This is a genomic window from Metabacillus mesotrionivorans, assembly GCF_052171315.1.
Taxonomy (GTDB): domain Bacteria; phylum Bacillota; class Bacilli; order Bacillales; family Bacillaceae; genus Bacillus_P.
Map to the genome: position 1 here is coordinate 68,370 of NZ_JBQMFF010000010.1, position 22,934 is coordinate 91,303.

23 protein-coding genes are annotated in these 22,934 nt (G+C 44.3%); 5 read left to right on the plus strand and 18 right to left on the minus strand.

Annotated elements, in window-relative coordinates:
* Positions 1-91: 91 nt before the first annotated feature.
* Positions 92-1,195 (plus strand): flavodoxin-dependent (E)-4-hydroxy-3-methylbut-2-enyl-diphosphate synthase, encoded by a 1,104-nt coding sequence (gene ispG / locus ACTSEZ_RS18925; RefSeq protein WP_203290356.1) that lies wholly within the window; start codon positions 92-94, stop codon positions 1,193-1,195.
* A gap of 47 nt (positions 1,196-1,242) precedes the next feature.
* Here the strand turns inward: ispG and ACTSEZ_RS18930 are convergent, their stop codons facing one another.
* The gene (locus tag ACTSEZ_RS18930; protein ID WP_369735883.1) at positions 1,243-1,629 is read right to left on the minus strand and encodes a hypothetical protein; all 387 of its coding nucleotides are present in this window, start codon (positions 1,627-1,629) and stop codon (positions 1,243-1,245) included.
* A gap of 188 nt (positions 1,630-1,817) precedes the next feature.
* Between ACTSEZ_RS18930 and ACTSEZ_RS18935 the strand changes: the two genes are divergently transcribed.
* Positions 1,818-2,399, plus strand: coding sequence for a hypothetical protein (locus tag ACTSEZ_RS18935; protein ID WP_369735917.1), 582 nt, complete (start codon positions 1,818-1,820; stop codon positions 2,397-2,399).
* A 39-nt stretch (positions 2,400-2,438) separates the two neighbouring features.
* On the opposite strand, the gene zur is transcribed toward ACTSEZ_RS18935, so the two are convergent.
* The 4 genes from zur to ACTSEZ_RS18955 form a co-directional block, all read right to left on the minus strand.
* Positions 2,439-2,861, minus strand: a complete 423-nt coding sequence (gene zur / locus ACTSEZ_RS18940) for a zinc uptake transcriptional repressor Zur (RefSeq protein WP_369735884.1) — start codon at positions 2,859-2,861, stop codon at positions 2,439-2,441.
* Positions 2,862-2,863: 2 nt separating this feature from the next.
* Complete coding sequence (locus ACTSEZ_RS18945; RefSeq protein WP_369735885.1) at positions 2,864-3,700, minus strand: metal ABC transporter permease; 837 nt, start codon at positions 3,698-3,700, stop codon at positions 2,864-2,866.
* Between the two features lie 2 nt (positions 3,701-3,702).
* Positions 3,703-4,476 (minus strand): metal ABC transporter ATP-binding protein, encoded by a 774-nt coding sequence (locus ACTSEZ_RS18950; RefSeq protein WP_369735886.1) that lies wholly within the window; start codon positions 4,474-4,476, stop codon positions 3,703-3,705.
* Between the two features lie 123 nt (positions 4,477-4,599).
* Complete coding sequence (locus tag ACTSEZ_RS18955) at positions 4,600-5,481, minus strand: YitT family protein (protein WP_369735887.1); 882 nt, start codon at positions 5,479-5,481, stop codon at positions 4,600-4,602.
* Between the two features lie 118 nt (positions 5,482-5,599).
* Here ACTSEZ_RS18955 and ACTSEZ_RS18960 point away from each other — a divergent pair, with 118 nt between their 5' ends.
* Entirely contained in the window at positions 5,600-5,860 is a 261-nt protein-coding gene (locus ACTSEZ_RS18960) for a DUF2624 domain-containing protein (RefSeq protein WP_369735888.1), read from the plus strand.
* Between the two features lie 33 nt (positions 5,861-5,893).
* Here ACTSEZ_RS18960 and ACTSEZ_RS18965 read toward each other — a convergent pair whose 3' ends face one another.
* Together ACTSEZ_RS18965 and ACTSEZ_RS18970 are read right to left on the minus strand one after the other, a co-directional pair.
* Complete coding sequence (locus ACTSEZ_RS18965; RefSeq protein WP_369735889.1) at positions 5,894-6,790, minus strand: deoxyribonuclease IV; 897 nt, start codon at positions 6,788-6,790, stop codon at positions 5,894-5,896.
* An 11-nt stretch (positions 6,791-6,801) separates the two neighbouring features.
* Positions 6,802-8,118, minus strand: a complete 1,317-nt coding sequence (locus ACTSEZ_RS18970) for a DEAD/DEAH box helicase (protein ID WP_369735890.1) — start codon at positions 8,116-8,118, stop codon at positions 6,802-6,804.
* A gap of 243 nt (positions 8,119-8,361) precedes the next feature.
* On the opposite strand from ACTSEZ_RS18970, the gene vrrA reads away from it, so the two are divergent.
* Both vrrA and ACTSEZ_RS18980 read left to right on the plus strand, forming a co-directional pair.
* Positions 8,362-9,108, plus strand: a complete 747-nt coding sequence (gene vrrA / locus ACTSEZ_RS18975; protein ID WP_369735891.1) for a VrrA/YqfQ family protein — start codon at positions 8,362-8,364, stop codon at positions 9,106-9,108.
* A 125-nt stretch (positions 9,109-9,233) separates the two neighbouring features.
* Positions 9,234-10,178, plus strand: a complete 945-nt coding sequence (locus ACTSEZ_RS18980) for a 4-hydroxy-3-methylbut-2-enyl diphosphate reductase (protein WP_369735892.1) — start codon at positions 9,234-9,236, stop codon at positions 10,176-10,178.
* Between the two features lie 162 nt (positions 10,179-10,340).
* Here ACTSEZ_RS18980 and ACTSEZ_RS18985 read toward each other — a convergent pair whose 3' ends face one another.
* From ACTSEZ_RS18985 to glyQ, 11 genes are all read right to left on the minus strand, one after another.
* A complete protein-coding gene (locus ACTSEZ_RS18985) occupies positions 10,341-11,462 on the minus strand; it encodes a Nif3-like dinuclear metal center hexameric protein (RefSeq protein WP_369735893.1) in 1,122 nt (373 codons plus the stop codon).
* Positions 11,459-12,172, minus strand: a complete 714-nt coding sequence (locus ACTSEZ_RS18990; protein WP_369735894.1) for a tRNA (adenine(22)-N(1))-methyltransferase — start codon at positions 12,170-12,172, stop codon at positions 11,459-11,461. Before ACTSEZ_RS18990 ends, ACTSEZ_RS18985 begins: the two co-directional genes overlap by 4 nt.
* Before the next feature lie 135 nt (positions 12,173-12,307).
* A complete protein-coding gene (cccA, locus tag ACTSEZ_RS18995; RefSeq protein WP_369735895.1) occupies positions 12,308-12,670 on the minus strand; it encodes a cytochrome c550 in 363 nt (120 codons plus the stop codon).
* Positions 12,671-12,849: 179 nt separating this feature from the next.
* The gene (locus ACTSEZ_RS19000; protein ID WP_369735896.1) at positions 12,850-13,989 is read right to left on the minus strand and encodes an acyl-CoA dehydrogenase family protein; all 1,140 of its coding nucleotides are present in this window, start codon (positions 13,987-13,989) and stop codon (positions 12,850-12,852) included.
* Between the two features lie 357 nt (positions 13,990-14,346).
* Entirely contained in the window at positions 14,347-15,459 is a 1,113-nt protein-coding gene (gene rpoD, locus ACTSEZ_RS19005; RefSeq protein WP_029279609.1) for an RNA polymerase sigma factor RpoD, read from the minus strand.
* Between the two features lie 99 nt (positions 15,460-15,558).
* Positions 15,559-17,370 (minus strand): DNA primase, encoded by a 1,812-nt coding sequence (gene dnaG / locus ACTSEZ_RS19010; RefSeq protein WP_369735897.1) that lies wholly within the window; start codon positions 17,368-17,370, stop codon positions 15,559-15,561.
* Between the two features lie 32 nt (positions 17,371-17,402).
* Positions 17,403-17,855 (minus strand): YaiI/YqxD family protein, encoded by a 453-nt coding sequence (locus ACTSEZ_RS19015; RefSeq protein ID WP_369735918.1) that lies wholly within the window; start codon positions 17,853-17,855, stop codon positions 17,403-17,405.
* A 315-nt stretch (positions 17,856-18,170) separates the two neighbouring features.
* A complete protein-coding gene (locus ACTSEZ_RS19020; protein WP_369735898.1) occupies positions 18,171-18,983 on the minus strand; it encodes a pyruvate, water dikinase regulatory protein in 813 nt (270 codons plus the stop codon).
* 19 nt (positions 18,984-19,002) lie between these two features.
* Positions 19,003-19,641 carry a transcriptional regulator CcpN gene (gene ccpN / locus ACTSEZ_RS19025; protein WP_029279601.1) on the minus strand — a complete coding sequence of 213 codons (639 nt, stop codon included), beginning with the start codon at positions 19,639-19,641 and terminating at the stop codon, positions 19,003-19,005.
* Positions 19,642-19,822: 181 nt separating this feature from the next.
* Entirely contained in the window at positions 19,823-21,883 is a 2,061-nt protein-coding gene (glyS, locus tag ACTSEZ_RS19030; RefSeq protein WP_369735899.1) for a glycine--tRNA ligase subunit beta, read from the minus strand.
* On the minus strand, positions 21,876-22,766 hold the full coding sequence (gene glyQ, locus ACTSEZ_RS19035; protein ID WP_035207207.1) for a glycine--tRNA ligase subunit alpha: 891 nt from the start codon (positions 22,764-22,766) through the stop codon (positions 21,876-21,878). Before glyQ ends, glyS begins: the two co-directional genes overlap by 8 nt.
* Positions 22,767-22,934 lie beyond the last annotated feature (168 nt).

Genomic DNA, 22,934 nt, shown 5'->3' on the forward strand with positions numbered 1-22,934 from the left:
AATTTTCCCCGCATTGAATGATGATCAAATAGGTACTATGAAACCATAGGACCATGATTATGAATTAAGGAGCGATTTACACGTGAGTGAAATCATACATCGTACCAAAACCCGTCCAGTTAAAGTCGGCAACCTGACAATTGGCGGAAATAATGAACTAGTCATTCAGAGTATGACAACAACGAAAACACACGATGTGGAAGCTACAGTCGCTGAAATCCTGCGATTAGAAGAAGCAGGATGCCAAGTAGTGCGTGTTGCCTGCCCGGATGAGCGTGCAGCCGATGCAATTGCTGAAATTAAAAAACGCATCAACATTCCGCTTGTTGTAGATATTCATTTCGATTATAAACTGGCTCTAAAAGCAATTGAGGGCGGTGCAGATAAGATCCGCATCAATCCGGGAAACATCGGCCGCAGAGAAAAAGTCGAGGCTGTTGTAAAAGCAGCGAAAGAAAAAGGAATCCCGATCCGCATCGGAGTGAATGCTGGTTCCCTTGAAAAACGCATCATTGAGAAATACGGCTATCCGACAGCAGACGGTATGGTCGAGAGTGCCCTGCACCATATTAAAATTCTTGAAGATCTTGATTTCCACGATATTATTGTTTCCATGAAAGCATCTGATGTAAATCTTGCCATCGAGGCTTATGAGAAAGCGGCAAAGGCTTTTGACTATCCCCTTCATCTTGGAATTACGGAATCAGGAACGCTGTTTGCCGGAACGGTTAAAAGTGCTGCCGGACTTGGCGCTATTTTAAACAAAGGAATCGGAAACACGCTCCGCATTTCCCTTAGCGCAGATCCGGTTGAGGAAGTGAAAGTTGCACGCGAGCTTCTTAAATCATTCGGTCTTGCATCGAACGCCGCGACATTAATTTCATGCCCGACATGCGGACGTATTGAAATTGACCTGATCAGTATTGCAAATGAAGTGGAAGAATATATTTCAACCATCAAAGCTCCAATCAAAGTTGCCGTTCTCGGCTGTGCCGTAAACGGACCTGGAGAAGCACGGGAAGCTGATATTGGAATTGCAGGAGCACGCGGTGAAGGTCTGCTTTTCCGCAAAGGACAAATTGTCCGTAAAGTGCCGGAGGAAACAATGGTTGAGGAACTGAAAAAAGAAATCGACAAAATTGCCGAAGAGCATTATGCAAAGCAGGAAGCTGAAAAAGCTGCTGCTGAAATGTAAAACAAGCCTGGCCAAATGGCCGGGCTTGTTTTTTATTTATCCTAATCCTAAAAGAACGGCAGGATAAAAATTCCGAGGATGAGTGATACGATACCGATGCCGATTGCCCATCCGCCAAGAGCTTCTGCCCCTCTGCGGCGTGCGACAAAGCCCACAATGATGCCCGCTGCCCCGAGGATAACCGGGAAAACGAACAAGGAGATGACTGACAGAACAATGGCCAAATATCCCATTCTTCGTCCGTCGGTTCTGCCTCCTTCTTCTTCGCGGCGGTCGTAGTCTTCATCTCTTCTCAGAGTAGCCGGAGCTGCAATTTCGGCAGCCGTTTCCTCTTTATAGTCATCGCGAAAATCTCTGCTGTAGCCAACTTCGTCATCACGGAGGTCATATTCCTTGATGTTGCCGTGATAATCATAATGTTTCTCATCTGCCATGCGTGATCCCTCCATTCATATTGTAAGGAACATTTATAGTATGAGTTGATCGGCACGTCAGTATAACTGTTAAAGTTTACTGTGATTGTAACGGCTGATTATGATACACTAAGGAGTATAGTTCATCATTAATCGGTTATGAGATAAACCTTTAGGGAAAGGTTTTACAGCAAGGGAGAGAAGACATGATGCTGCGTTTGGGAATTGATATAGATGGCACAGTTACATCACCTGAAACCTTTGTGCCGTATTTGCAAAAATCATTTAATGAATCCATTACGTTTGAAGATATGAAGGAATACGACCTGACGAAGCTTTTAAAGATCACAGAAGCTGAATTCTGGAAATGGATGGATGAAAAGGAACCGCTTATTTACAAAGAAGCGCCAATGGCACTGGATGCGAAACTCGTTCTTGATGAATGGAAAAATAAACATAAGCTTCTCTTCATCAGTGCAAGAAGAAGCCATTTGGAAGAAGTTACGTATGAGTGGTTTAAGCGAAACGGTCTTACGTACCATCAAATCGACTTAATCGGCACACACGATAAGCTTGAAGCAGTGAGAAAAAATCAAATTGATGTCTTTTTTGAAGACAAGCATGATAATGCATGCACGATCAGTGAGGTATTTAATATTCCTGTCATCTTATTTAATACCCCCTACAACCAGGAACCTGTTCCAAAAAACGTCATCAGGGCAGATAATTGGCTGGAGGCAAGAGACTGGGTCAATTCTTATGCACAAAACCGCTACTCTTTAACAAAATAACCACACAGAAAAACGCCTGCAGACAGACGCAGGCGTTTTTTATGTGGTCATTTCATGGCATTCAGGGCACGTTCCGTATATTTCAAACTTGTGGCCGCTGATTTCATAACCGGATAAATTTTCTTTCAGCTTTTCCATCGGACAAGACGAAATTTCCTTTGTCTTTCCGCAGGTCAGGCAGATAAAGTGATGATGATGATGTTTCGTTGAGCATGAAAAGCGGAAATGCTTTTCGCCTGAGAGTTCTGTCGTTTCAAGAATGCCCATTTCTGCAAAAAGAGAAAGGTTGCGGTAAATCGTATCAAAACTCAAACCGGGATATTCCGGCTTCATTTCTTCAAGCACGTCCCTCGCAGTCAAGTATTTGTTTGACTGTGAAAAAAGTTCAAGCATCTCTTCCCTCTTGCTCGTATATTTGTATCCCTTTTCCTTCATTAAAAGGAGAGCTTCCTGTACATTCATATTTACTGGCCCCTTTTTAATTTAGTCCATCCAATTGTAAGAACGAGAATGAGAACGGAAAGCATAACAATCGTCCCACCCGGAGCTAAATCGAGCTGATAGGCTAACACTAAACCAATGATAACAGATATTTCTCCAAAGAGTACAGAAAAGAAAATCGCCTGCTTAAACCCTTTCGAAATCCGGATGCTTGCTGCTACAGGAAGCGTCATAAGCGATGAAACAAGCAGAATGCCGACAATCCGCATAGACGCTGCAATGACAAGCGCGACTGTTAAAATAAAGATAAAATGGATCCACTTTGAATGGATGCCCGATGCTGCTGCATGCTCCTCGTCAAAAGACAAAAGGAACAGTTCTTTATATAGAGCAAAAACAACAATCAGAACAAAGGCAGCAATGGAGATAATCACCCATAAATCCGTACGTGTTACGGCACTTACACTTCCAAATAAATAGTTGAACAAATCTGTGTTAAATCCGTCCGCAAGCGAAATGAAGATAACACTGAGGCCGACTCCTGCCGACAGGATAATCGGAATCGCGAGCTCCTGAAAATGTTTATAAACACCTCTGAGCTTTTCAATAAATAATGATCCCGCAACCGAAAAGCCCATTCCGAGGTAGATAGGATTGAGCCCTGACATACCGAGTACTTTCTTTTCAAGAAGAAGACTCGCAGCGATGCCGGCGAGTGTTACATGACTTAAAGCATCTGCAATCAGCGACAGTCTCCTGACGACAACAAATACTCCCAAAAGCGGAGCAATTAAACCAATTAATATGCCTGCAAGAAACGCATTCTGCAGGAATTCGTACGTAAATATACTGTTAATCATTTTTACCTTCCCCCATGATCGTGATGATCGTGAGTCAACACATGAACTGAATGACCATAATAGTCAGACATGTCAGAGCTTTTCAGGCTTTCAAATTCCTGTGTATTTCCGTGGAAATGCATATGTTTATTTAAGCAAGCGACATGAGTTACCTTATCTGTGATCGTTCCGACATCATGTGTAACGAGAATGAGGGTAATACCCATGCCTTTGTTTAAACGCTGCAGCATTTCATAGAAACTCTGAACCGTTTGAGCATCAACTCCAACTGTCGGCTCATCCAAAATGAGCAAATCCGGATCACTCACAAGCGCTCTGGCAATAAAAGTCCGCTGCTGCTGCCCGCCTGAAAGCTCTCCTATGTTCCGGTTTGACAGTTCGTCAAGCCCGACTGCCCCAATCGCTTCTTTTACTTTTTGATGGTGAGCATGGTTCAGTTTTTTAAATAACCCGAGCTTTGATGTCAGGCCGCTCGCAACCACTTCATAGACAGAAGCCGGAAACCCGGTATTAAAGCTGCTGGCTTTTTGAGAAACAAAACCGATGCGGTGCCAATCTTTAAATTTGCGGATGTCCTGGCCAAAAAGCTTTATATTCCCGTGATCTGGCTTTAAGAGCCCAAGCATGCATTTAAGCAGCGTTGTTTTTCCGGATCCGTTGGGACCGACAAGACCAAGAAAGTCTCCCTCTCTCACGGTAAAATGAATATCCTCAAGCACCGCAGTGCGTTCATATGTGAAGGTCAGACTTTGAACATCAATAATAGGCTGATTCATTTCATTCACTTCCAAGTTTCAGAATGGTTCCGATTTATTTTCGTAAAAAAAGATCAGAAGCGATGTCTGATCTTTAACATAGAGATTATACAAGATTACCCGTAAAAGAGCAAGAATTTCTGCTTAGTGAATCGCAGATTTAAAGTTGGTTCCTTTTGTTTCCTGTGTGTTCATGATGGTGATAAAGGCGTTTGTGTCAATTTCATGCACGATGGATTTAAGCTTGGTCACCTCTAGCCTCGTTACAACGACATAAATGACTTCTTTTTCGTCATCTGTATAGCCGCCTTTTCCTTTCAGCTTTGTCGTACCCCTTCCAAGGCGCTGAAGAATGGCATCTGATACATCCTCATAATAATCGGAAATAATGATGACCGCTTTTGTTTCATCAAGCCCCTGAATGACCGTATCAATTGTTTTAAACGCAATATAGTATGCCATGACAGAGTACATCGCCTGTTCAGGCCCGAACACGAACGCTGCCCATGTAAAAATGAATATGTTGATGAACATCACAAACTCTCCAACTGAAAACGGAAGCTTCTTAGTCAGAAGAATCCCGAGGATCTCCGTTCCGTCCATCGAACCCCCATTTCGGATAACAAGCCCTACACCCGCTCCAAGCATCAGTCCGCCAAACACCGTAGCAAGCACCGGCTGGTTTGTAAAAGGTTCTACATGATGCAGCACACTTTCAATGACTGCGAGGAACACAATGCCGAAAATAGACGAGATCATAAATGTTTTCCCTATCTGTTTGTAGCCGTAGTACATAAACGGCAGATTCAGAACGACCACAAGTGTCCCGAAATTAATAAACGGGAGACTGTCAGGTGTAATGTAGTCCAAGATCAGCGAAATTCCGATAATTCCTCCGTCAATGATCTGATTGGGAATCAAAAACAGTTCAATCGACGCTGCTGCAAGCGCAGCTCCGATTACAATCAGGATCATCCTTCTGATAAACCGTCCTGCACTTTCCTTTTTATGCTGTTTTTTTGCCACAATAAAACTCCTTTCAAGAATTTCCCGTTTCAAATATGTGTAAAAAATTTGCCTTTCTTCTTTCATGAATAGGCACTTTTTAAAAAACTCCGCCATACATTGAACTGTAGAGGAGGTTATGTACGTGATATTATTTCAAAAGATTGTCAACCAGAAACTGAATTCCCTTGATACAGACGGCCTGCTTCAGCTTGCCAAGCAGAATAACCTTACCATCAGCAGACCCCAGGCACAGGAGATTGTGAAAATCATCAGAGGGAAAAACATCAATATTTTTAACGATGCAGAACGAATTGATCTTTTAAAACGGGTGGCTGCCATTACTTCGCCTGCGACAGCCCAGAAGGTCAATCAGCTCCTGCAGCAGTTTATTGGGTAAAAGCTGCCGGTTTCCCGGCAGCTTTTTTTTGTTTTATTCCTGATTGCGTATTAAATCAAGCAAATCCGGGTTATATTCCTGATTGCGGAGCATCTCAATTTCAAAGCGGTACGGAGGCTTCTTGTCTTTTTTATCTTCGCCGACATAAGGCGTTTCAAGAATTTTCGGCACGTCCGAGAGTTCAGGATGATGAACGATCCGGTTCAGTGCTTCAAAGCCGATGTGACCGAAGCCGATGTTTTCATGGCGGTCTTTTCTGGCTCCTGCCGGGTTTTTGCTGTCATTGATGTGAAGAACTTTCAGTCTGTCGAGTCCAATGATGGAATCAAATTCCTTCAGGACGCCGTCAAAGTCATTGATCAAATCGTAGCCGGCATCATGAGTATGACACGTATCAAAACATACGGATAAATGTTCGTTATGAGTCACTCCGTCAATGATCTGAGCCAGTTCCTCAAACGACCGGCCGCACTCTGAGCCCTTTCCGGCCATAGTCTCAAGGGCGATTTGAACATTTTCTTCCCTGACAAGCACTTCGTTCAGCCCTTCGATAATCTTTTTAATGCCTATGTCAGCTCCCGCACCCACGTGCGCACCAGGATGCAGAACAATCTGCTTTGCGCCGAGTGCGTGGGAACGGTCTATTTCCGAGCGCAGAAACTGTACACCGAGCTCAAAAGTTGCCGGATTTGTTGTGTTGCCGATATTGATGATGTACGGAGCATGCACAACAATATCCGAAATGCCGTGCTCCTTCATGTGTGCAAGACCGGCCGCGATGTTCAGGTCTTCTATCTTTTTTCTTCTTGTATTCTGGGGTGCTCCTGTATAGATCATAAACGTATTTGCACCGTAAGAAGCCGCTTCCTCACTTGCCGCAAGGAGCATTTTTTTTCCGCTCATTGATACATGTGATCCAATTTTAAGCATGCCTTATCCCCCTACTTGCGTTTTTTGTTCAATCTTCTTTGGCGTTTTTTAATTTCATCCATTTCACGGGACATTTTCTTTTTGTAGCCCGGTTTGACACCCTTAGGCTTTCTCACCATGCTTCTCGCCATCTGTTCGGTACCGTCTGACGGCTTAGCCCGTTTTTGTCTCCGTTTGCGGTCGTCAATCGTTTTCCATTCGCCGTTTGCAAGGTCCATGTTTTCAAACTGGATGCCAAGCTTTTCAAGCAAGTTCAGAGCATGCTCATTTTCAGGCTCATAAATGGTTGCCGCAATGCCAGAATAGTCTGCCCGTCCTGTACGGCCGACACGGTGGATGTAAAAATCAAGATCGCTCGGCAGTTCAAAATTGATGACGTGGCTGACTCCGTCGATATCAATTCCGCGCGATGCAAGGTCTGTTGCAACAACGTACTGATACTCCAGATCATTAATCTGTTTCATCATTTTTTTGCGGTCTCTAGGCGTCAGATCCCCATGGATTCTGCCGACTCTCAGTCCTTTTGCAATCAGTCCGTCTGCAACCTCATCCGCTTTCTTTTTCGTGTTTGTAAACACGATGGCAAGAAACGGATTATAGCTTTTCAGCATTTCATAGAGCAGATTTGTTTTGTTGCGGTGGCGCAGAGGCACAAGCACATGTTTGATTTTCTTCGCCGCTGCCTGTTTTGGTGCAACATGGGTGAATTTCGGGTTTTCCATGTATTTTTTTAAGAATGGCTTAAGTTTCTCGGGAATCGTTGCTGAGAATACAAGCATTTGAAGCTTTGCAGGCATAGATGCACCAATTTTGTCCACATCTTCAATAAAGCCCATATCAAGCATAAGATCAGCTTCATCGACAACAAGCGCTTTTGCATGATGAACAAGCAGGGCATTTGCTGCAACAAGGTCTTTAATCCGCCCAGGCGTGCCAATGACGATTTGAGGCTGCGTTTTCAGTTTATCAATCATTCTTTGCTTATCGGTTCCTCCGATAAAGCATTTAGCTGTAATCGTTTCGTTTTCAGGTGCAAATTTAATAATGTTAAGGGCATCCTGGTAGATTTGATTTGCAAGTTCTCTTGTCGGTGCGGTAATGACAACCTGCACACTTTCGTCCGCGGCATCAATTCTTTGAATAAGCGGCAGCAGATATGCATGGGTTTTTCCCGTTCCTGTCTGCGACTGCCCGATTGCCGTTTCCCCTTTCAGAAGGGATGGAAATAAGCGTTCCTGTATTTCAGTTGGTTCATAAAAACCCAGCGCTTTAACAGCATCTATAATAAAAGGCTTAAATGGAAACTGAGTGAACTTTGTCTGTTCCATGTTCATCATCTCCTTGATGAAAAATTAAAGTAAGACGGTTTTAGCCATACGAAGGTGAGATCTTCTTTCAAACAAAAACACTGCACGCATCCGAAGACACGCCTGTCCATCAAAACATTATATACGATATCCGGCAAAAAAACCAATTTGCTTTTTGGCCTATTCTCATAAATCCGCTGACCATCCGCAGGTACCCTGCATATTGTGTAGGTAGGATAGACGTTAGTTTAAAGGAGGGTCAACATGTTTCAGCAAAGACCAATGCCCCAAATGCCTTCAAGAGGTATGCAGCCCCAAAGAATGCAGATGGGCGCACAGCCGTTTTCGGGGCAGCCTATTGGATATCAGCAAGCAAGAGGATTAGGCTCATCCAGATTTCAGCCTTTCGGACCGCAGATGGGATCATTTGGACCGCAGTTTGGCGGACCGGGTTTTGGAGGTTCTGGTTTTGGTGGTGCCGGTTTTGGCGGTGCCGGTTTTGGCGGACCGGGATTCGGGGGACAGGGATTCGGAGGAGCAGGATTTGGCGCACAGCAATTCGGACAGCAGGCAATCGGTAGAGGCGGAGGGCTAAAAGGTCTTTTATCAAGATTTTTGCCGGGCGGCGGAGGCCAGGGACTTACAGGTGCGGCGAATGCAGCGCAGGGCCTTCAGGGACTCACAAATCCAGCCAATCTTTCAGGCATGCTTGGAAACGTTCAAAAAGTGCTGGGCATGGCTCAGCAGGTCACTCCAATGGTTCAGCAGTACGGGCCTTTGGTACGGAACCTTCCGGCAATGATTAAAATATACAGCGAACTTAAAGGCGGAGGCTCAAGTGACGACGGCGAAAGCACAGAAACAGCTGAAACTCAGCCTGCCGCAATCCAGACTGAGGCCGTTTTAACCGAAACATCAGAGCAGGAAACTTCAGCTGAAGTAAAACAGGCTGCGGTAAAAGAAAAAACACCTGCAGTCAAAGGCGCTTCTGCTCCGAAACTGTATATCTGATATTCTTCTTTGTATTCTTCCCCAGTCTCAGCTATAATAATGAAGAGATTACAAGAGCCAAGAGCCTGATTCTTTGGCTTTTTTCTCTTTTCTGTAAAGTACTTCTCTTTAGGGGGCTCTTTTTAATGGAAGTAATTAAGATTGCACCGCGGGGCTATTGCTATGGCGTAGTAGATGCCATGGTTATTGCCAAGAATGCCGCTCTCGATAAAACTCTGCCGAGACCGATTTATATCCTCGGCATGATTGTTCACAATAAACATGTAACTGACGCATTTGAAGATGAAGGCATCATCACGCTCGACGGAAGCAACCGCCTTGAGATTCTTGAGAAAGTCCAAAGCGGAACCGTCATTTTTACCGCTCACGGCGTTTCTCCGGAAGTAAGAAAGATAGCATCCGAAAAAGGGCTGGTTACCCTTGATGCGACATGCCCTGATGTAACAAAAACACATGATCTGATCCGTGCAAAAAAAGCGGAAGGCTATCATGTCATATACATCGGAAAGAAGTCCCATCCTGAACCTGAAGGAGCTGTCGGTGTAGCGCCTGATATCGTCCATCTTGTTGAAACAGAAGAAGATGTCGATGCTCTGACATTCCAGAATGATAAAATCATCGTCACAAACCAGACAACGATGAGCCAGTGGGACGTTTATGACATTATGGAACGCGTGAAAGAAAAATACCCGCATGTTGAATATCACCAGGAGATCTGCCTTGCGACACAGGTACGCCAGGAAGCAGTTGCCGAACAGGCCAAAGATGCTGACCTGACGATTGTTGTCGGAGATCCGAAAAGCAACAACTCAAACCGTCTTGCCCAGGTTTCTGAAGAGATTGCAGGCACGAAAGCCTACCGCATTTCAGATATCAGCGAACTGAAGCTCCAGTGGTTTGAAGGAGTGAAGAAAGTGGCCATCACAGCTGGCGCTTCAACTCCGACTCCTATTACCAAAGAGGTCATTCAATTCCTTGAAAAGTATGACCCTGAGAACAGTCTGACGTGGAATATCGAGCACAATGTTCCCCTGCAGAAAATTCTTCCGAAAGTTAAAGCTGCTAAGTAATAACAAAAGCGGAAGCGCCTTGCTCAGATCCGATAGGCAGATAAGAATCCGGCGGAAAAGTCCGGGTCCCGCCTTTTTTGCCGGATTTGTTCTGACAGAAGATCTAGGCGCTGGAGCTGGACGAAAAAGTACAGCCGCCGGAATTTTTCCGGCGGCTGTTTTTTATACAAGGCTAAATGGATCGGTGTTGATTGCTGAAGGGTATATTCCCACTTCAAATTTCTTCTCTTCACACATTGAAAGCAAGAGATCCGTGACCCCTTTTTTCATCACTTTTTCCGCGTTGTGGCCCGGGTCAATGATGTTCAGGCCGAGCATCATAGCGTCGTGGGCCGTATGGTAGTACATATCCCCTGTCACATAAACATCAGCACCCTTGCGTTTGGCGTGATGAATGTATTTGTTTCCGTCACCGCCAAGAACGGCAACTTTCTTGACAGTGTCCTTTTTGTTGCCGACCATTCTGACAAATGGCACATCGAGTGCCTCCTTCACATGAACGGCAAACTCTTCAAGTGTCATTTCTTTTTCCAGTTTTCCGATTCTCCCTAGCCCAAGAGTCTTTCCTTCATTTTCAACCGGGTAGATGTCGAACGCAGGCTCTTCGTAAGGATGTGCTTTCAGCATAGCTGATACAATTTTCTTCTGGCTGCCTGCCGGTATGACTGTTTCGATTCTCTCTTCTTCAGCAATTTCCAGTTTTCCTTTTTCTCCGATGTAAGGATTCGTTCCTTCAAGGGGAAGAAAACGCCCCGTTCCTTCAGAGGAAAAAGAACAATTGCTGTACATGCCGATGTGACCTGCACCTGAATCCCCCAGAACGGCCCGTATCCGGCCGGCGTGATCTTTCGGGACATAGACCACTAGTTTCTTCAATGTCTCCTGATAGGTGTCTGCAAGGACTTCTGTGTCTGTGAGCCCGAGAGCTTCTGCGAGCAGATCATTCACTCCGCCTTCTGCGACATCAAGGTTTGTATGGGCAGCATACACAGCGATATCATGCTTGATGCACTTCTCAATCAGTGCTCCGCCGGGCTGATCAGTTGCAAGCTGTTTAAGCGGCCTGAAAATGGGAGGATGATGGGCAATGATCAGGTTTGCCTTTTTTTCAATGGCTTCATCCACCACTTCATCGAGTACATCCAATGCTACTAATACACCTGTTATCGGTTTATTCAGTGTTCCGATCTGCAGGCCGATTTTGTCTCCTTCTACCGCATATTCTTTCTTTGAAAAAGATTCAAAGAGCTGAATGATTTCAAAGCCGTTCGGTTGTTTGCTCATTCTCCAGCCGCCTCCTCAAGCATTGCAATCAAGCGAGTTAATTCCTGCTTCTTCCTGTTGTTTTCTTCGCTTTCTGATGCTTTGCTGATATTTTCTAAAATACGTTTATAGTGTTCTTTTTCCTGTGACCATTTCTTTTTAAACGTGCTTGATTGTTCCCGCATTAAATGGGGTCCTACAAGAAGGCCGGTTTCAAGCGGAACATCTTTATACGCAGCTTTTGCGTCTCCTTTTTCCCCGACAAGAATTTCATAGATCTTTCCGTCCTCTTCCAGAATCTCTTCATTCACCAGCTCCCAGCCGTTTTGAAGAAGCCATTCTCTAATATGATGAGCATGGATATTCGGCTGAAGAATCAGCCTCTGCACACCCTGGAGCTTTTCTTTTCCCGCATCCAGAATCTTTTCGATCAAAGCACCGCCCATTCCGGCGATTGTAATGCAGGTTACTTCATTCGGCTCTATCACTTCCAGTCCGCTGCCGAGACGCACAGAGATGACATCCTCGAGTCCGCTTTTTTTGACCTGTTTTTTGGCAGACTGGTAAGGCCCTTCGACAACCTCTCCTGCTACTGCAGAAGCGGCCAGCCCGTTCAGGAGGGCATAGCACGGCAAATAGGCATGGTCTGAGCCGATATCAGCAAGCACTGCACCTTCAGGTATATAATCAGCTACTGTTTTGAGCCGTTTTGATAAGTTAACATCGTTCATTTTCTATCACCACATTCTTATGTACTTTAAAATCAGTCTCTCTATATAATAAGAAAAGTCCTCCGCAGATGCAAAGGACTTTTCTCTATCACATTATGTAAAGCTTTAAGCGTCATAATATGACCCGGTTCAAGACTATTTAATTTCAGATACCCATTTGGCCATTTCGTCAAGCTTTTCATCAGGAACAAGTCCTGCAGGCATTGCTCCTCGGCCGTTTTTAATCGTCTCTTTAATTCCGTCAACACCGAGCTTGTCCCCTACTCCTTTAAGAGCCGGGCCTGCTCCGCCTTCGTAATTCTCACCATGGCAGGAAATACAGTTCTGCTTGTAGATTTCCTCCGGTGAAGCGTTTGCAACTTCGCCTGATTTATCTTCTTCTTTTCCTTCGCCAGCCATTTCCTTCATATCGCCGAGCCCCTTGATGGATAAGAAAAACATAAGGCCGATTCCGATTACGGCAACTAGAGCAAATGGAATGAGCGGATTGCGATTCATTATGTAACCTCCCCTATGTAAAAATCTTGAAATGCAGGTAAACGATAGATTTAAACAATCTCTATTTTACTTGAAAACGCTTTGAAGGAAAAGAGTTATTGCAGAAAGATGGCGTATTTTTCAAAAATTAGACAAAAAAACCTCATCTGTTAAGATGAAGTTCTTCAAATCACGTTCGTTCAGCACCCAATCTGTCTCGCAATAACCATTCTTTGAACTTCACTCGTGCCTTCACCAATCTCAAGAAGCTTTGCATCCCTCAGATACCGCTCCACCTGGTATTCTTTCATATAGCCGTATCCGCCATGAATTTGGATGGCCTGGTTGGATACCTCTGTGCACATTTCTGATGCGAACAGCTTGCAGAATGACGCTTCTTTAGTAAATGGCTTTCCCTGATCCTTGAGCCAGGCCGCTTTATAAACAGCCGTACGCGCAAGGTCGATTTTCATGGCCATATCAGCAAGCTTAAACTGTATCGCCTGAAACTCGCTTAGCGTTTTGCCGAATTGCTTTCGCTCTTTTGAGTAAGCAAGCGCCTTTTCAAATGCCGCCTGGGCAATTCCGACAGCCATTGCAGCGATTCCGATTCTTCCGCCGTCAAGAGTCATCAGAAATTGTCTGAAGCCGTTCCCTTTCTTGCCAAGGAGATTTTCAGACGGAACCTCGACATCTTCTAGTATCAGTTCTGTCGTGTTGGATGCGTTCAGCCCCATTTTTTCATAATTATCAATGACCTTGAAGCCAGGTGCATCTGTAGGGACAATAATGGCACTGATTTCTTTTTTTCCTTCATTTCGCCCAGTAATGGCTGTTAATGAAAGAAATTTGGCGTAAGATGCATTTGTAATGTAGCATTTGTTGCCGTTTATCGTAAACTTGCCGTCCTTTTCAACTGCTTCAGTCAGGGTTCCTCCTGCATCAGAGCCAGCGTTAGGCTCAGTAAGGCCGAAAGCTCCGAGAGACTCCCCCGAGCAGATCTTTGATAGATACGTTCGCTTCTGCTCTTCTGTTCCAAACATGCTGATTGGGGCCCCGCCTAAAGAAATATGGGCGGAATATGTAATGCCTGTCGAACCGCAAGCTTTGCTTAATTCTTCTGTTACGATTGCAAAACTGGTTGTATCTGCTCCGCTTCCGCCGTATTCCTCAGAAAATGGCAGGCCAAGAATGCCCATATCCCCGAGCTGTTTAAAAATTTCGGCAGGAAACTGTTTTGTTTTGTCCCGTTCATATGCTCCCGGTTCCACAACTTCTTCTGCGAATTCCCTGATGGTTTTTTGAATCATGCGCTGCTCTTGTGATAATTCAAAATTCATTTTATCCCTCCGTTTTGAATACGCTTACATTATAAATTATAAATTGAACTGATCTATTTTCACAACTTTTTAAATTTTTTATTTTATGAAAAAATATTTTTTTCATCTTGATTTTTGTCCAAGTGTCCCATAACGAGTATTCAGTTCGAATAAAACCCGCGTATTAAAAGGGGAAAAACCTGATTACTTAGAAGGGAAGAAATAAATGGCCGAAGATTTTTTTTCGGAAGGCAGTTTGCAAAATAAATAACAATTAAGTAAAATAATGAAAAGAAGATGTAAGAAAAAGGGTGTTAGCGCTACCACGCATGTTACAGTTTTTAAACAACAAAAAAAAGCGGACAAATTGTCCGCTTTCTATTCCAGAAAATCTTTCAATCGTTTGCTTCTGCTTGGATGGCGAAGCTTGCGAAGCGCTTTTGCTTCAATCTGACGGATACGTTCTCTTGTCACACCGAAAACTTTTCCAACCTCTTCAAGAGTGCGGGTGCGTCCGTCGTCAAGTCCAAAGCGGAGACGAAGCACGTTTTCTTCCCGGTCAGTAAGAGTATCAAGAACATCTTCAAGCTGTTCTTTTAAAAGTTCGTATGCAGCATGCTCCGATGGAGAAGTGGCATCCTGATCTTCTATAAAGTCACCAAGATGCGAGTCATCCTCTTCCCCGATTGGAGTTTCAAGAGAAACTGGCTCCTGGGCAATTTTAAGGATTTCTCTGACCTTATCCGGTGTCAGATCCATATCTTCTGCAATTTCCTCCGGTGAAGGCTCGCGGCCTAAATCCTGAAGCAGCTGGCGCTGAACCCGGATCAGCTTGTTAATCGTTTCAACCATATGAACAGGAATACGGATCGTTCTTGCCTGGTCGGCAATGGCGCGAGTAATGGCCTGGCGAATCCACCATGTAGCATAGGTACTGAATTTAAAGCCTTTACGGTAATCGAATTTCTCTACCGCCTTCATAAGTCCCATGTTGCCTTCCTGAATCAGATCGAGAAACAGCATTCCGCGGCCTACATACCGTTTTGCAATACTGACTACAAGTCGGAGGTTTGCTTCAGCGAGTCTTCTTTTCGCTTCTTCGTCTCCTTCTTCTATACGGTTTGCAAGCTTAATCTCTTCGTCTGCAGTCAAAAGGTCAACTCGTCCGATTTCTTTAAGGTACATGCGGACAGGGTCATTTATTTTAACGCCAGGCGGCACACTCAGGTCATTCAGGTCAAACTCTTCTTCCTTTGCAAGCTGCTGAATGTTCGGGTCTTCTGTTGATTCGTTATCTCCCACCAGTTCAACACCCTGTTCACCCAGGAACTCATAATACTCATCCATTTGGTCTGATTCAATTTCGAAGCCTGACATGCGTTCAGCAATCTCTTCGTATGTTAAAACTCCACGTTTTTTTCCGATTTCAGTTAATTGGTCCTTAGCCTGTTCCAATGTCAATTCAGAATCATGGGTTTGTTTATCAGCCATTGGATCCCCTCCTTCCAAACTCTTGCAATTAGTGCTTTATAGTAATGTTCTGATTGGAAAAAAATTAATCAATCAGCAACAGTGAATCTCATTTCAGTGCTACTTAAGGCTTTGCTTCAGCTTAATGATTTCCATGGCAATGCCGGCAGCTTTGACAAAATCCTTTTTGCGTTCTGCATCGTGCTTTTCAGATTCTTTTTCTTTTATCATTAACCAATTTTGGTGATTCAACACCTGTTTGATATAATCTGACAGCTCCCGCTCCGAAATTTCTTCATTGACGGAAAGCATGGCGATATCTGAAACCACTTGATGAAGCTTATGATCAGGCAGTCTCCTTAGAAAGGAGCTTACATTTGCTTCAAAGCCCTCTTCGTAATAAGCATATAAGTAAGTAATAATGGCTCTGTGTTCCTCAATATTAAATTGCAGCCCCACCCTGTCCAGCACTTTTTGGGCGATTTCTTTATTTCTCAGCATATGGGCAATGAGCAGCCTTTCGGCGTTATGATAAGCTTTCAGAAGGCGCTTTTGCTGCGGTTTCCTTGTCTCCGTTTTTGGAGATGCCGGCGCAGCCTGCTCTTTTTTCGGCTCACGCTGCCTGCTTCCTTTTTGATCCAGCACGCGGCTTTTCAAAACATCCATTGAGAGTGAAAATTCTTCAGACAGCTGTTTCAGATAAAGCTCAATTTCAACAGGATTGTCAAGAAGACTCAGCTCTCTTACTATATCTTCGATGTATTGCAGTCTTTGTCCTTCATCATGCAGGTTTTTGCCTTTTCTGAACATCTGCATCTTAAATGCCATAAGCGTAATGCTTGCCCCTATTACATCCTGCCTGAACTTCTCAGCTCCGTGTGTCCGGATGTAGTCATCAGGGTCTGTACCATGAGGCAGGGCGGCTACCCGCATTTTGCATCCTGCGGCAGCAAGTGTTTTTGAAGCCCTGAGCGTTGCTTCCAGGCCTGCAGAATCAGAGTCATAGCATATGATAACATCTCCTGCATTTCTTTTAATGATTTTTGCCTGGGCATCTGTAAGCGATGTTCCCATTGTGGCAATCGCATTCGGCACATTTGAACGGACGGCAGATATCACATCGGCAAAACCTTCGAATAAAACGGCCTGCTGATTTTTGCGTATATGTACTCTTGCCTGATGAAAATTGTAAAGGACTTTGCTCTTATTAAAAATCGGGGTTTCCGGGCTGTTCAGAAATTTCGGCTGTTCCTTCCCGAGCACTCTGCCGGAGAAAGCGATTGTTCTCCCTGTATGGTCAAGGATCGGGAACATAATTCTGTTTCTGAAGCGGTCAAGATAAGAATCAGAATTGTTCTTCTTAACAAGCAGTCCGGCTCGTTCCATCATTTCGGGACTGTATCCGCGTTTGGTCAGGAATTTCGCAGCAAAATCCCACGAATCAAGCGAGTAGCCGATTTCGAATTGATCGATTGTTTCCTTATCGAAGCCTCTGCCAGTCAGATAATCAAGTGCTTCCTGGCCTTCTTTCGTGTTTACGAGCAGGTGATGATAAAACTTTTTCAGCAGTTCATGAGCTTCAATCATTTTTTCATCTTCGCTGTTTGCGTCTTTTGGCTGGGCGGAATGAATATGATCCGGCAGTTCTATGTTCAGCCTGTCTGCTAAAGATCCGGCCGCCTCCACAAAGGAAAGCCCTTCTATCTGCATCAGAAAGGAGAACACATTTCCGCCGGCGCCGCATCCAAAACAGTGGTAGATCTGCTTATCATGCGAGACAGAAAATGACGGAGATTTTTCTCCATGAAAAGGACAGAGACCAAAATGATTTCGCCCCTGCTTTTTCAATTGAACATATTCGCCTACAACATCCACGATATCTGCAGACTTCTGAATCTGATCAATAAGTTCGTCAGGAATACGATTTGCCATAGTAACATCTCCGTGAAACTAATATTCGCGATTTAATCACTAATTCCTGCATCTTTCGACAAAATCTTTTGAAGGGTGCGGACAAAATGCTCCCGGTCTGCTCCGGTAAACTTCTTCGGTCCTTTCGTATGATTCCCGCTTCGCCGTTCCTTTGCGGAAAGATACCTGAACTGAAGAGCTGTTTCAATCGAATCTTCTGTAAGTTCTATACCCCGGGGTGTGATAACTGTAACCCCTTTTTTAAGGAGAAGCCCTGCAAGACCGATGTCCTGAGTCACAACTGTATCGTGCCTCGAGGTGTGATTAACAATGTATAAATCAGCAGCTTCTTTTCCTGTGTCCACGTATACCCAGTCGCATCCATATGTAGTTGATGACTGATGATTGTAGGAAGCAATAAACAGGGCCCGTACCCCGTGTACTGCAGCCAGATCAGCAATCTCCTGTTTAACCGGACACGCATCTGCGTCGACAATAATCTGCATCTTTTTTTCGCCGTCTTTCACTATTCTACATCACTCCGAAGGATTCCTTCTAAACTATCCAGAAAAGATGCCAGAGGAAATCAAGACTGAATTTGTCGAATTTTTTTTTAATGATTAACTTGACAGATCACAATAAATAGTTTATTCGTAATAAGTCAAGTCTAAACCTAAAATAAGTAATTTTATCACAATTTTTTATTATAATACAAAGTCTTTCATTTTTCCATTGTTTTTAGCCAATTAAAGCTGTAAACAAGATACATGCAGAAAACTCAGAGTATCAGGCCACTCTGAGTCTTTAAATCAGTTTGAGATTTAATTGTATTTGTTCATGATGTTCTGGATCATGTTGGCTGTCTCTTCTACCGCTTTATTTGAAACATCAATTACCTGGCAGCCAATCCTGTCGATGATCTTTTCGAAGTATTCGAGCTCCACCTTGATCCTGTCAATATTGGCGTAGATCGCTTTGTCGTTCAGTCCCAGTGAAATGAGCCGTTCTTTTCTGATATCATTTAACTTGTCCGGGCTTATTTTAAGACCGATGCATTTTTGCGGCGACACTTTAAACAGCTCTTCAGGCGGTTCAACTTCCGGAACGAGCGGAACATTGGCCACTTTAAACCGTTTGTGCGCCAAATACTGGGACAACGGTGTTTTCGACGTTCTTGACACACCGACAAGGATGATATCCGCTTTCATTATGCCCCTTGGATCTCTTCCATCATCGTATTTTACGGCAAATTCAATTGCCTCAACCTTTTTGAAGTAATCTTCATCAAGTTTTCTGACTCTACCCGGCTCATATTTGGCTGAGATGCCGTACGCAGATTCCATTTTATCAATGAGCGGTCCGATAATATCGTAATAAACGACGCCCTGTGCATCCGCTTCCTCAATCAGTCCCTGCCTTAGTTCAGGCACAACAAGGGTAAAGCAGACAATAGCCTGTTCAAGCTTTGCATGAGCGATAATCTCTTTAATCGTTCCAAGGTCCTCAACATATGGAATCCGCTTGATTTTGGTGTCTGCAGCGTACCCGTTGAACTGGCTGATCGCAGCTTTGATGACCAGTTCAGCCGTTTCTCCGACAGAATCCGAAACAACATAGACATGACGATTGTACATACCATTCCCCACTCCCCAGTTAGATGATTTCATTCTCCGCTAGTCCGACCAATATCTTTGTCATATTTGTTTTTGTAATTCTGCCTGTTACTTCGAACCCTTTATCTGTTTCTTTAATAACTGGAATGGCATCAATTTGTTTATGAATTAAATATTTCGCTACATCCACGATGTTGTCCTCTCTGCTGCACATCGTGATGTTCGGCATTCTTGTCATAATGATATTGACCGGTATCGATGCAAGCTCCTGCTTTCCGATGCTTGCCCTGAGAAGATCTTTCCTTGACAGCACACCGACAAGGATGGACCCCTGGTCGACTACAAAGAGCGTCCCCACATCTTCAAGGAACATGGTCACAATGGCATCGTAAACAGACACATTTTCATTTACAACGACAGGTATGGACTGAAAATCCTTCACCTGAAGTTTTTTCAGTTTATCAGACAGCATGCCGGCTCCGGTCTTGCCTGTGTAGAAATAGCCGACTCTCGGCCTCGCTTCCAGGTATCCGGCCATCGTCAGGATGGCAAGGTCAGGCCGCAGTGTTGCCCTCGTTAAATTCAGCTGGTCTGCAATGTGTTCGCCGGTAATCGGCCCGCTTGCTTTTACAATCTGCAGAATATGTTCCTGTCTTTTATTTAATTCGATTGTACTCACCACCTTAAGGTTCCAATACATATGTATCTATAGTTCTGCTTTCAACTCAATCCAAATAGGTTATACTCATATAAAAATATTATATACTATTTGAGCAGATTGAAAAGAACCTTTTCACAGGCTGCTTTTGAAATACGTAAACAAACGGGACGATTGCCTTAAGGCAACCGTCCTCGTTTCTCTATTTTACAATGACAGCGTTCATGTCCGCAAAGGATTCAATGAGCGCTGCAAGCTTTTTCATCTGGGCAAGGCGATTTGTTTTCAGTGCTTCGTCATCTGCCATAACCATGGTTTCGCTGAAATATTTCTCAATGGCAGGCTGAAGGGAGCGAAGAGCTTTAAACGCTTCTTTATACTCGCCGCGGGCTTCGTGTGCAGCGTATGCTTCCGCTGCTTCTGTGTACTTGCTGTAAAGATCTTTTTCTTCCTGATTCTTGAATAAAGAAGGATCTACAGTGTCACCCGTTCCTTTTTTGGAGATATTCTGAACGCGCGCAAAAGCTTCCATTTCTTCTTTAAATCCTGCTTCACCTGCAGCTGCGGCCAGAACTTCCGCTTTGGAGAGGACAGCCGTAAGTTCAAGCTGTTCAGAACCAAGAACCGCATCGACGATATCGTATCTGATTTTCTTTTCATCAAGAACATGCTTGATGCGCATTTTAAAGAACGAACGCAAATCTGCCATCACTTTTGCTTTATCCGATCCTTCAAATGGCGCAAGCGCAGCTTCAAACAATTCATCAAGTGTCACCTTCCACTGCTTAGCAAGAAGAATATGAACAATACCGCTCGCCTGGCGTCTTAGTGCATATGGATCCTGCGATCCTGTCGGAATGACGCCGATCGAGAAGAAGCCCGCAATCGTATCCAGTTTATCCGCAAGAGCAACAATTGCACCCGCGGTCGTTGAAGGTGCTGCATCATCTGCATGACGAGGCATATAGTGTTCATTAATGGCGACTGCCACTTCTTCTGCTTCTCCGAATGCTCTGGCATATTTTTCACCGATGATTCCCTGCAGCTCAGGGAATTCATAGACCATATGAGTGACCAGGTCAAATTTGCAGATTTCTGCTGCACGCACAGCATGTTTTTTCTCTGCTTCTGACGCAAAACGGTCTGCCAGGTTTTCAGACAATGCCGTTACTCTTCTCACTTTATCGCCTGTGGAACCAAGTTCTTCGTGGAAAATGATTTTATCGAGTTTCTTTACATTATTTGCAATCACAAGCTTCTGATCTTCATTATAGAAGAACGCAGCATCAGAAAGGCGTGCACGCAGCACTTTTTCGTTTCCTCTTGCTACATTTTCAATATGGTTGTGATCACCGTTTCTGACAGTCACAAAGTATGGAAGCAGCTTTCCTTCTTTGTTTTTCACAGGGAAATATCTCTGATGTTCTTTCATCGTTGTAATCAGAACTTCTTCAGGAAGAGACAGATACTCTTCTTCAAATTTACCGAACAGCGCCGTCGGATACTCCACAAGATTTGTTACTTCTTCAAGCAGATCCTTATCAATCGGAATCTCCCACCCGTTTTCTTCTTCAATATGATGAAGCTGAGTCAGGATCGCTTCTTTCCGTTTTACCGGGGAAGCGATAACGTATTGTGAAAGCAGGGTTTCTTCATAATCAGATCCTGATTGCACGGTCTGATCCTGCCCCAGGAAGCGGTGTCCTCTTGTTTCATTGCCTGTTTTTACACCGGTGATTTCAAACGGAATGACTTCTCTGCCAAAGAGCGCAATCATCCATTTGATTGGACGTGCAAATCTAAGATCCTGGGATCCCCAGCGCATATTCTTCGGGAATGTCAGGCTTGTGATGATGTCTTTAAGCTCTGACAACAGCTGTACTGTTTCTTTTCCCTTAATAAATTTATGGACATGGGCATATTCAATGCCGCCGATTTCTTTAAAATAAATATCCTCGGGAGACGCTCCCTGGCCTCTTGAAAAGCCGGCAGCCGCTTTGGACCAGTTTCCTTCTGAATCAAGCGCAATTTTCTTTGCCGGCCCTTTAGCTTCTTCTTCAATATCCTTCTGCTTTTCCGCCACATCCTCAATCCGAACGGCAAGCCTTCTCGGAGTTGAGTAAACATGTACATCTCCAAACGAAATGTTTTTCTCTTTCAGCCAGTTTTCAACTTTCATAGAAAGCTGATTCATCGCATCTGTTACAAATCTTGCCGGAAGCTCCTCAAGTCCAAGTTCAAGCAGCAGATCCTGTTTACTCATTTGTTTCAGCCTCCTCTTGTTTCAGCATTGGAAATCCAAGCTTCTCCCGTTCATTATAAAATGTTTTGGCTACTTTTCTGGCAAGGTTTCGGACGCGGCCGATATATCCCGTTCTTTCTGTCACGGAAATGGCCCCTCTTGCATCAAGCAGATTGAAGGTATGGGAACATTTTAAAACATAGTCGTAAGCAGGGTGCACAAGTCCTTCATCCATCTGGCGGTGGGCCTCTTTTTCATAAATGGAAAACAGGTTAAAGAGCATATCTGCATCAGATGTTTCAAACGTATATTTAGAATGTTCGTATTCAGGCATCAGGAAGATGTCCCGCACAGTATATCCTTCTGTCCATTCCAGATCGAACACATTTTCTTTATCCTGAATGTAGGATGCGAGACGTTCAATACCGTAAGTAATTTCAACAGATACAGGTTTGCATTCGAGTCCCCCAACTTGCTGGAAGTAGGTGAACTGCGTAATTTCCATGCCGTCAAGCCAAACTTCCCACCCGAGTCCCGCGCATCCGAGAGACGGGTTTTCCCAGTTATCCTCAACAAAACGGATATCATGCTTCAGCGGGTCAATGCCAAGCGCTTTAAGAGAATCGAGATACCACTCCTGGATATTGTCGGGAGAAGGCTTAATAATGACCTGAAACTGATGATGCTGATACAGTCTGTTTGGATTCTCACCGTAGCGGCCGTCTGCCGGGCGGCGGGAAGGTTCAACATAGGCTACCTTCCAAGGCTCCGGACCTACAGCTTTCAGGAATGTATACGGGCTCATTGTACCTGCCCCTTTTTCTGTGTCATACGCCTGCATTAATACACAGCCGTGATCAGACCAGTGTTTTTGCAATGTCAAAATCATGTCTTGAATATTCATAACATGCACCTCCAAAATTGATTGTCATTCACAAGATAAGCAACAAAAAAACTCCCGTCTCTATGCTGCTTAATCTCAGCATAGGGACGAGAGTTACCCCGCGGTTCCACCCTAATTGCAAGTGCATTTTTGCACTGCCACTTTCCGTAAGCGCCGCTCGGGAAACGC

Excerpts from the sequence above, each read along its gene's own strand:
- glyS (WP_369735899.1), bottom strand. The coding sequence starts at position 21,883 with ATGAGTAAACAGGATCTGCTGCTTGAACTTGGACTTGAGGAGCTTCCG.
- rpoD (WP_029279609.1), bottom strand. The coding sequence starts at position 15,459 with ATGGCTGATAAACAAACCCATGATTCTGAATTGACATTGGAACAGGCT.
- ACTSEZ_RS18935 (WP_369735917.1), top strand. The coding sequence starts at position 1,818 with ATGCTGCGTTTGGGAATTGATATAGATGGCACAGTTACATCACCTGAA.
- dnaG (WP_369735897.1), bottom strand. The coding sequence starts at position 17,370 with ATGGCAAATCGTATTCCTGACGAACTTATTGATCAGATTCAGAAGTCT.
- ACTSEZ_RS18985 (WP_369735893.1), bottom strand. The coding sequence starts at position 11,462 with ATGAGCAAACAACCGAACGGCTTTGAAATCATTCAGCTCTTTGAATCT.
- ACTSEZ_RS18945 (WP_369735885.1), bottom strand. The coding sequence starts at position 3,700 with ATGATTAACAGTATATTTACGTACGAATTCCTGCAGAATGCGTTTCTT.
- ACTSEZ_RS19020 (WP_369735898.1), bottom strand. The coding sequence starts at position 18,983 with ATGTACAATCGTCATGTCTATGTTGTTTCGGATTCTGTCGGAGAAACG.
- ACTSEZ_RS18965 (WP_369735889.1), bottom strand. The coding sequence starts at position 6,790 with ATGCTTAAAATTGGATCACATGTATCAATGAGCGGAAAAAAAATGCTC.
- ACTSEZ_RS18990 (WP_369735894.1), bottom strand. The coding sequence starts at position 12,172 with ATGAACGATGTTAACTTATCAAAACGGCTCAAAACAGTAGCTGATTAT.
- ACTSEZ_RS18980 (WP_369735892.1), top strand. The coding sequence starts at position 9,234 with ATGGAAGTAATTAAGATTGCACCGCGGGGCTATTGCTATGGCGTAGTA.
- ACTSEZ_RS18950 (WP_369735886.1), bottom strand. The coding sequence starts at position 4,476 with ATGAATCAGCCTATTATTGATGTTCAAAGTCTGACCTTCACATATGAA.
- cccA (WP_369735895.1), bottom strand. The coding sequence starts at position 12,670 with ATGAATCGCAATCCGCTCATTCCATTTGCTCTAGTTGCCGTAATCGGA.
- glyQ (WP_035207207.1), bottom strand. The coding sequence starts at position 22,766 with ATGAATATTCAAGACATGATTTTGACATTGCAAAAACACTGGTCTGAT.
- ACTSEZ_RS18930 (WP_369735883.1), bottom strand. The coding sequence starts at position 1,629 with ATGGCAGATGAGAAACATTATGATTATCACGGCAACATCAAGGAATAT.
- vrrA (WP_369735891.1), top strand. The coding sequence starts at position 8,362 with ATGTTTCAGCAAAGACCAATGCCCCAAATGCCTTCAAGAGGTATGCAG.
- zur (WP_369735884.1), bottom strand. The coding sequence starts at position 2,861 with ATGAATGTACAGGAAGCTCTCCTTTTAATGAAGGAAAAGGGATACAAA.
- ACTSEZ_RS18970 (WP_369735890.1), bottom strand. The coding sequence starts at position 8,118 with ATGGAACAGACAAAGTTCACTCAGTTTCCATTTAAGCCTTTTATTATA.
- ACTSEZ_RS19015 (WP_369735918.1), bottom strand. The coding sequence starts at position 17,855 with ATGCAGATTATTGTCGACGCAGATGCGTGTCCGGTTAAACAGGAGATT.
- ACTSEZ_RS19000 (WP_369735896.1), bottom strand. The coding sequence starts at position 13,989 with ATGAATTTTGAATTATCACAAGAGCAGCGCATGATTCAAAAAACCATC.
- ACTSEZ_RS18960 (WP_369735888.1), top strand. The coding sequence starts at position 5,600 with ATGTACGTGATATTATTTCAAAAGATTGTCAACCAGAAACTGAATTCC.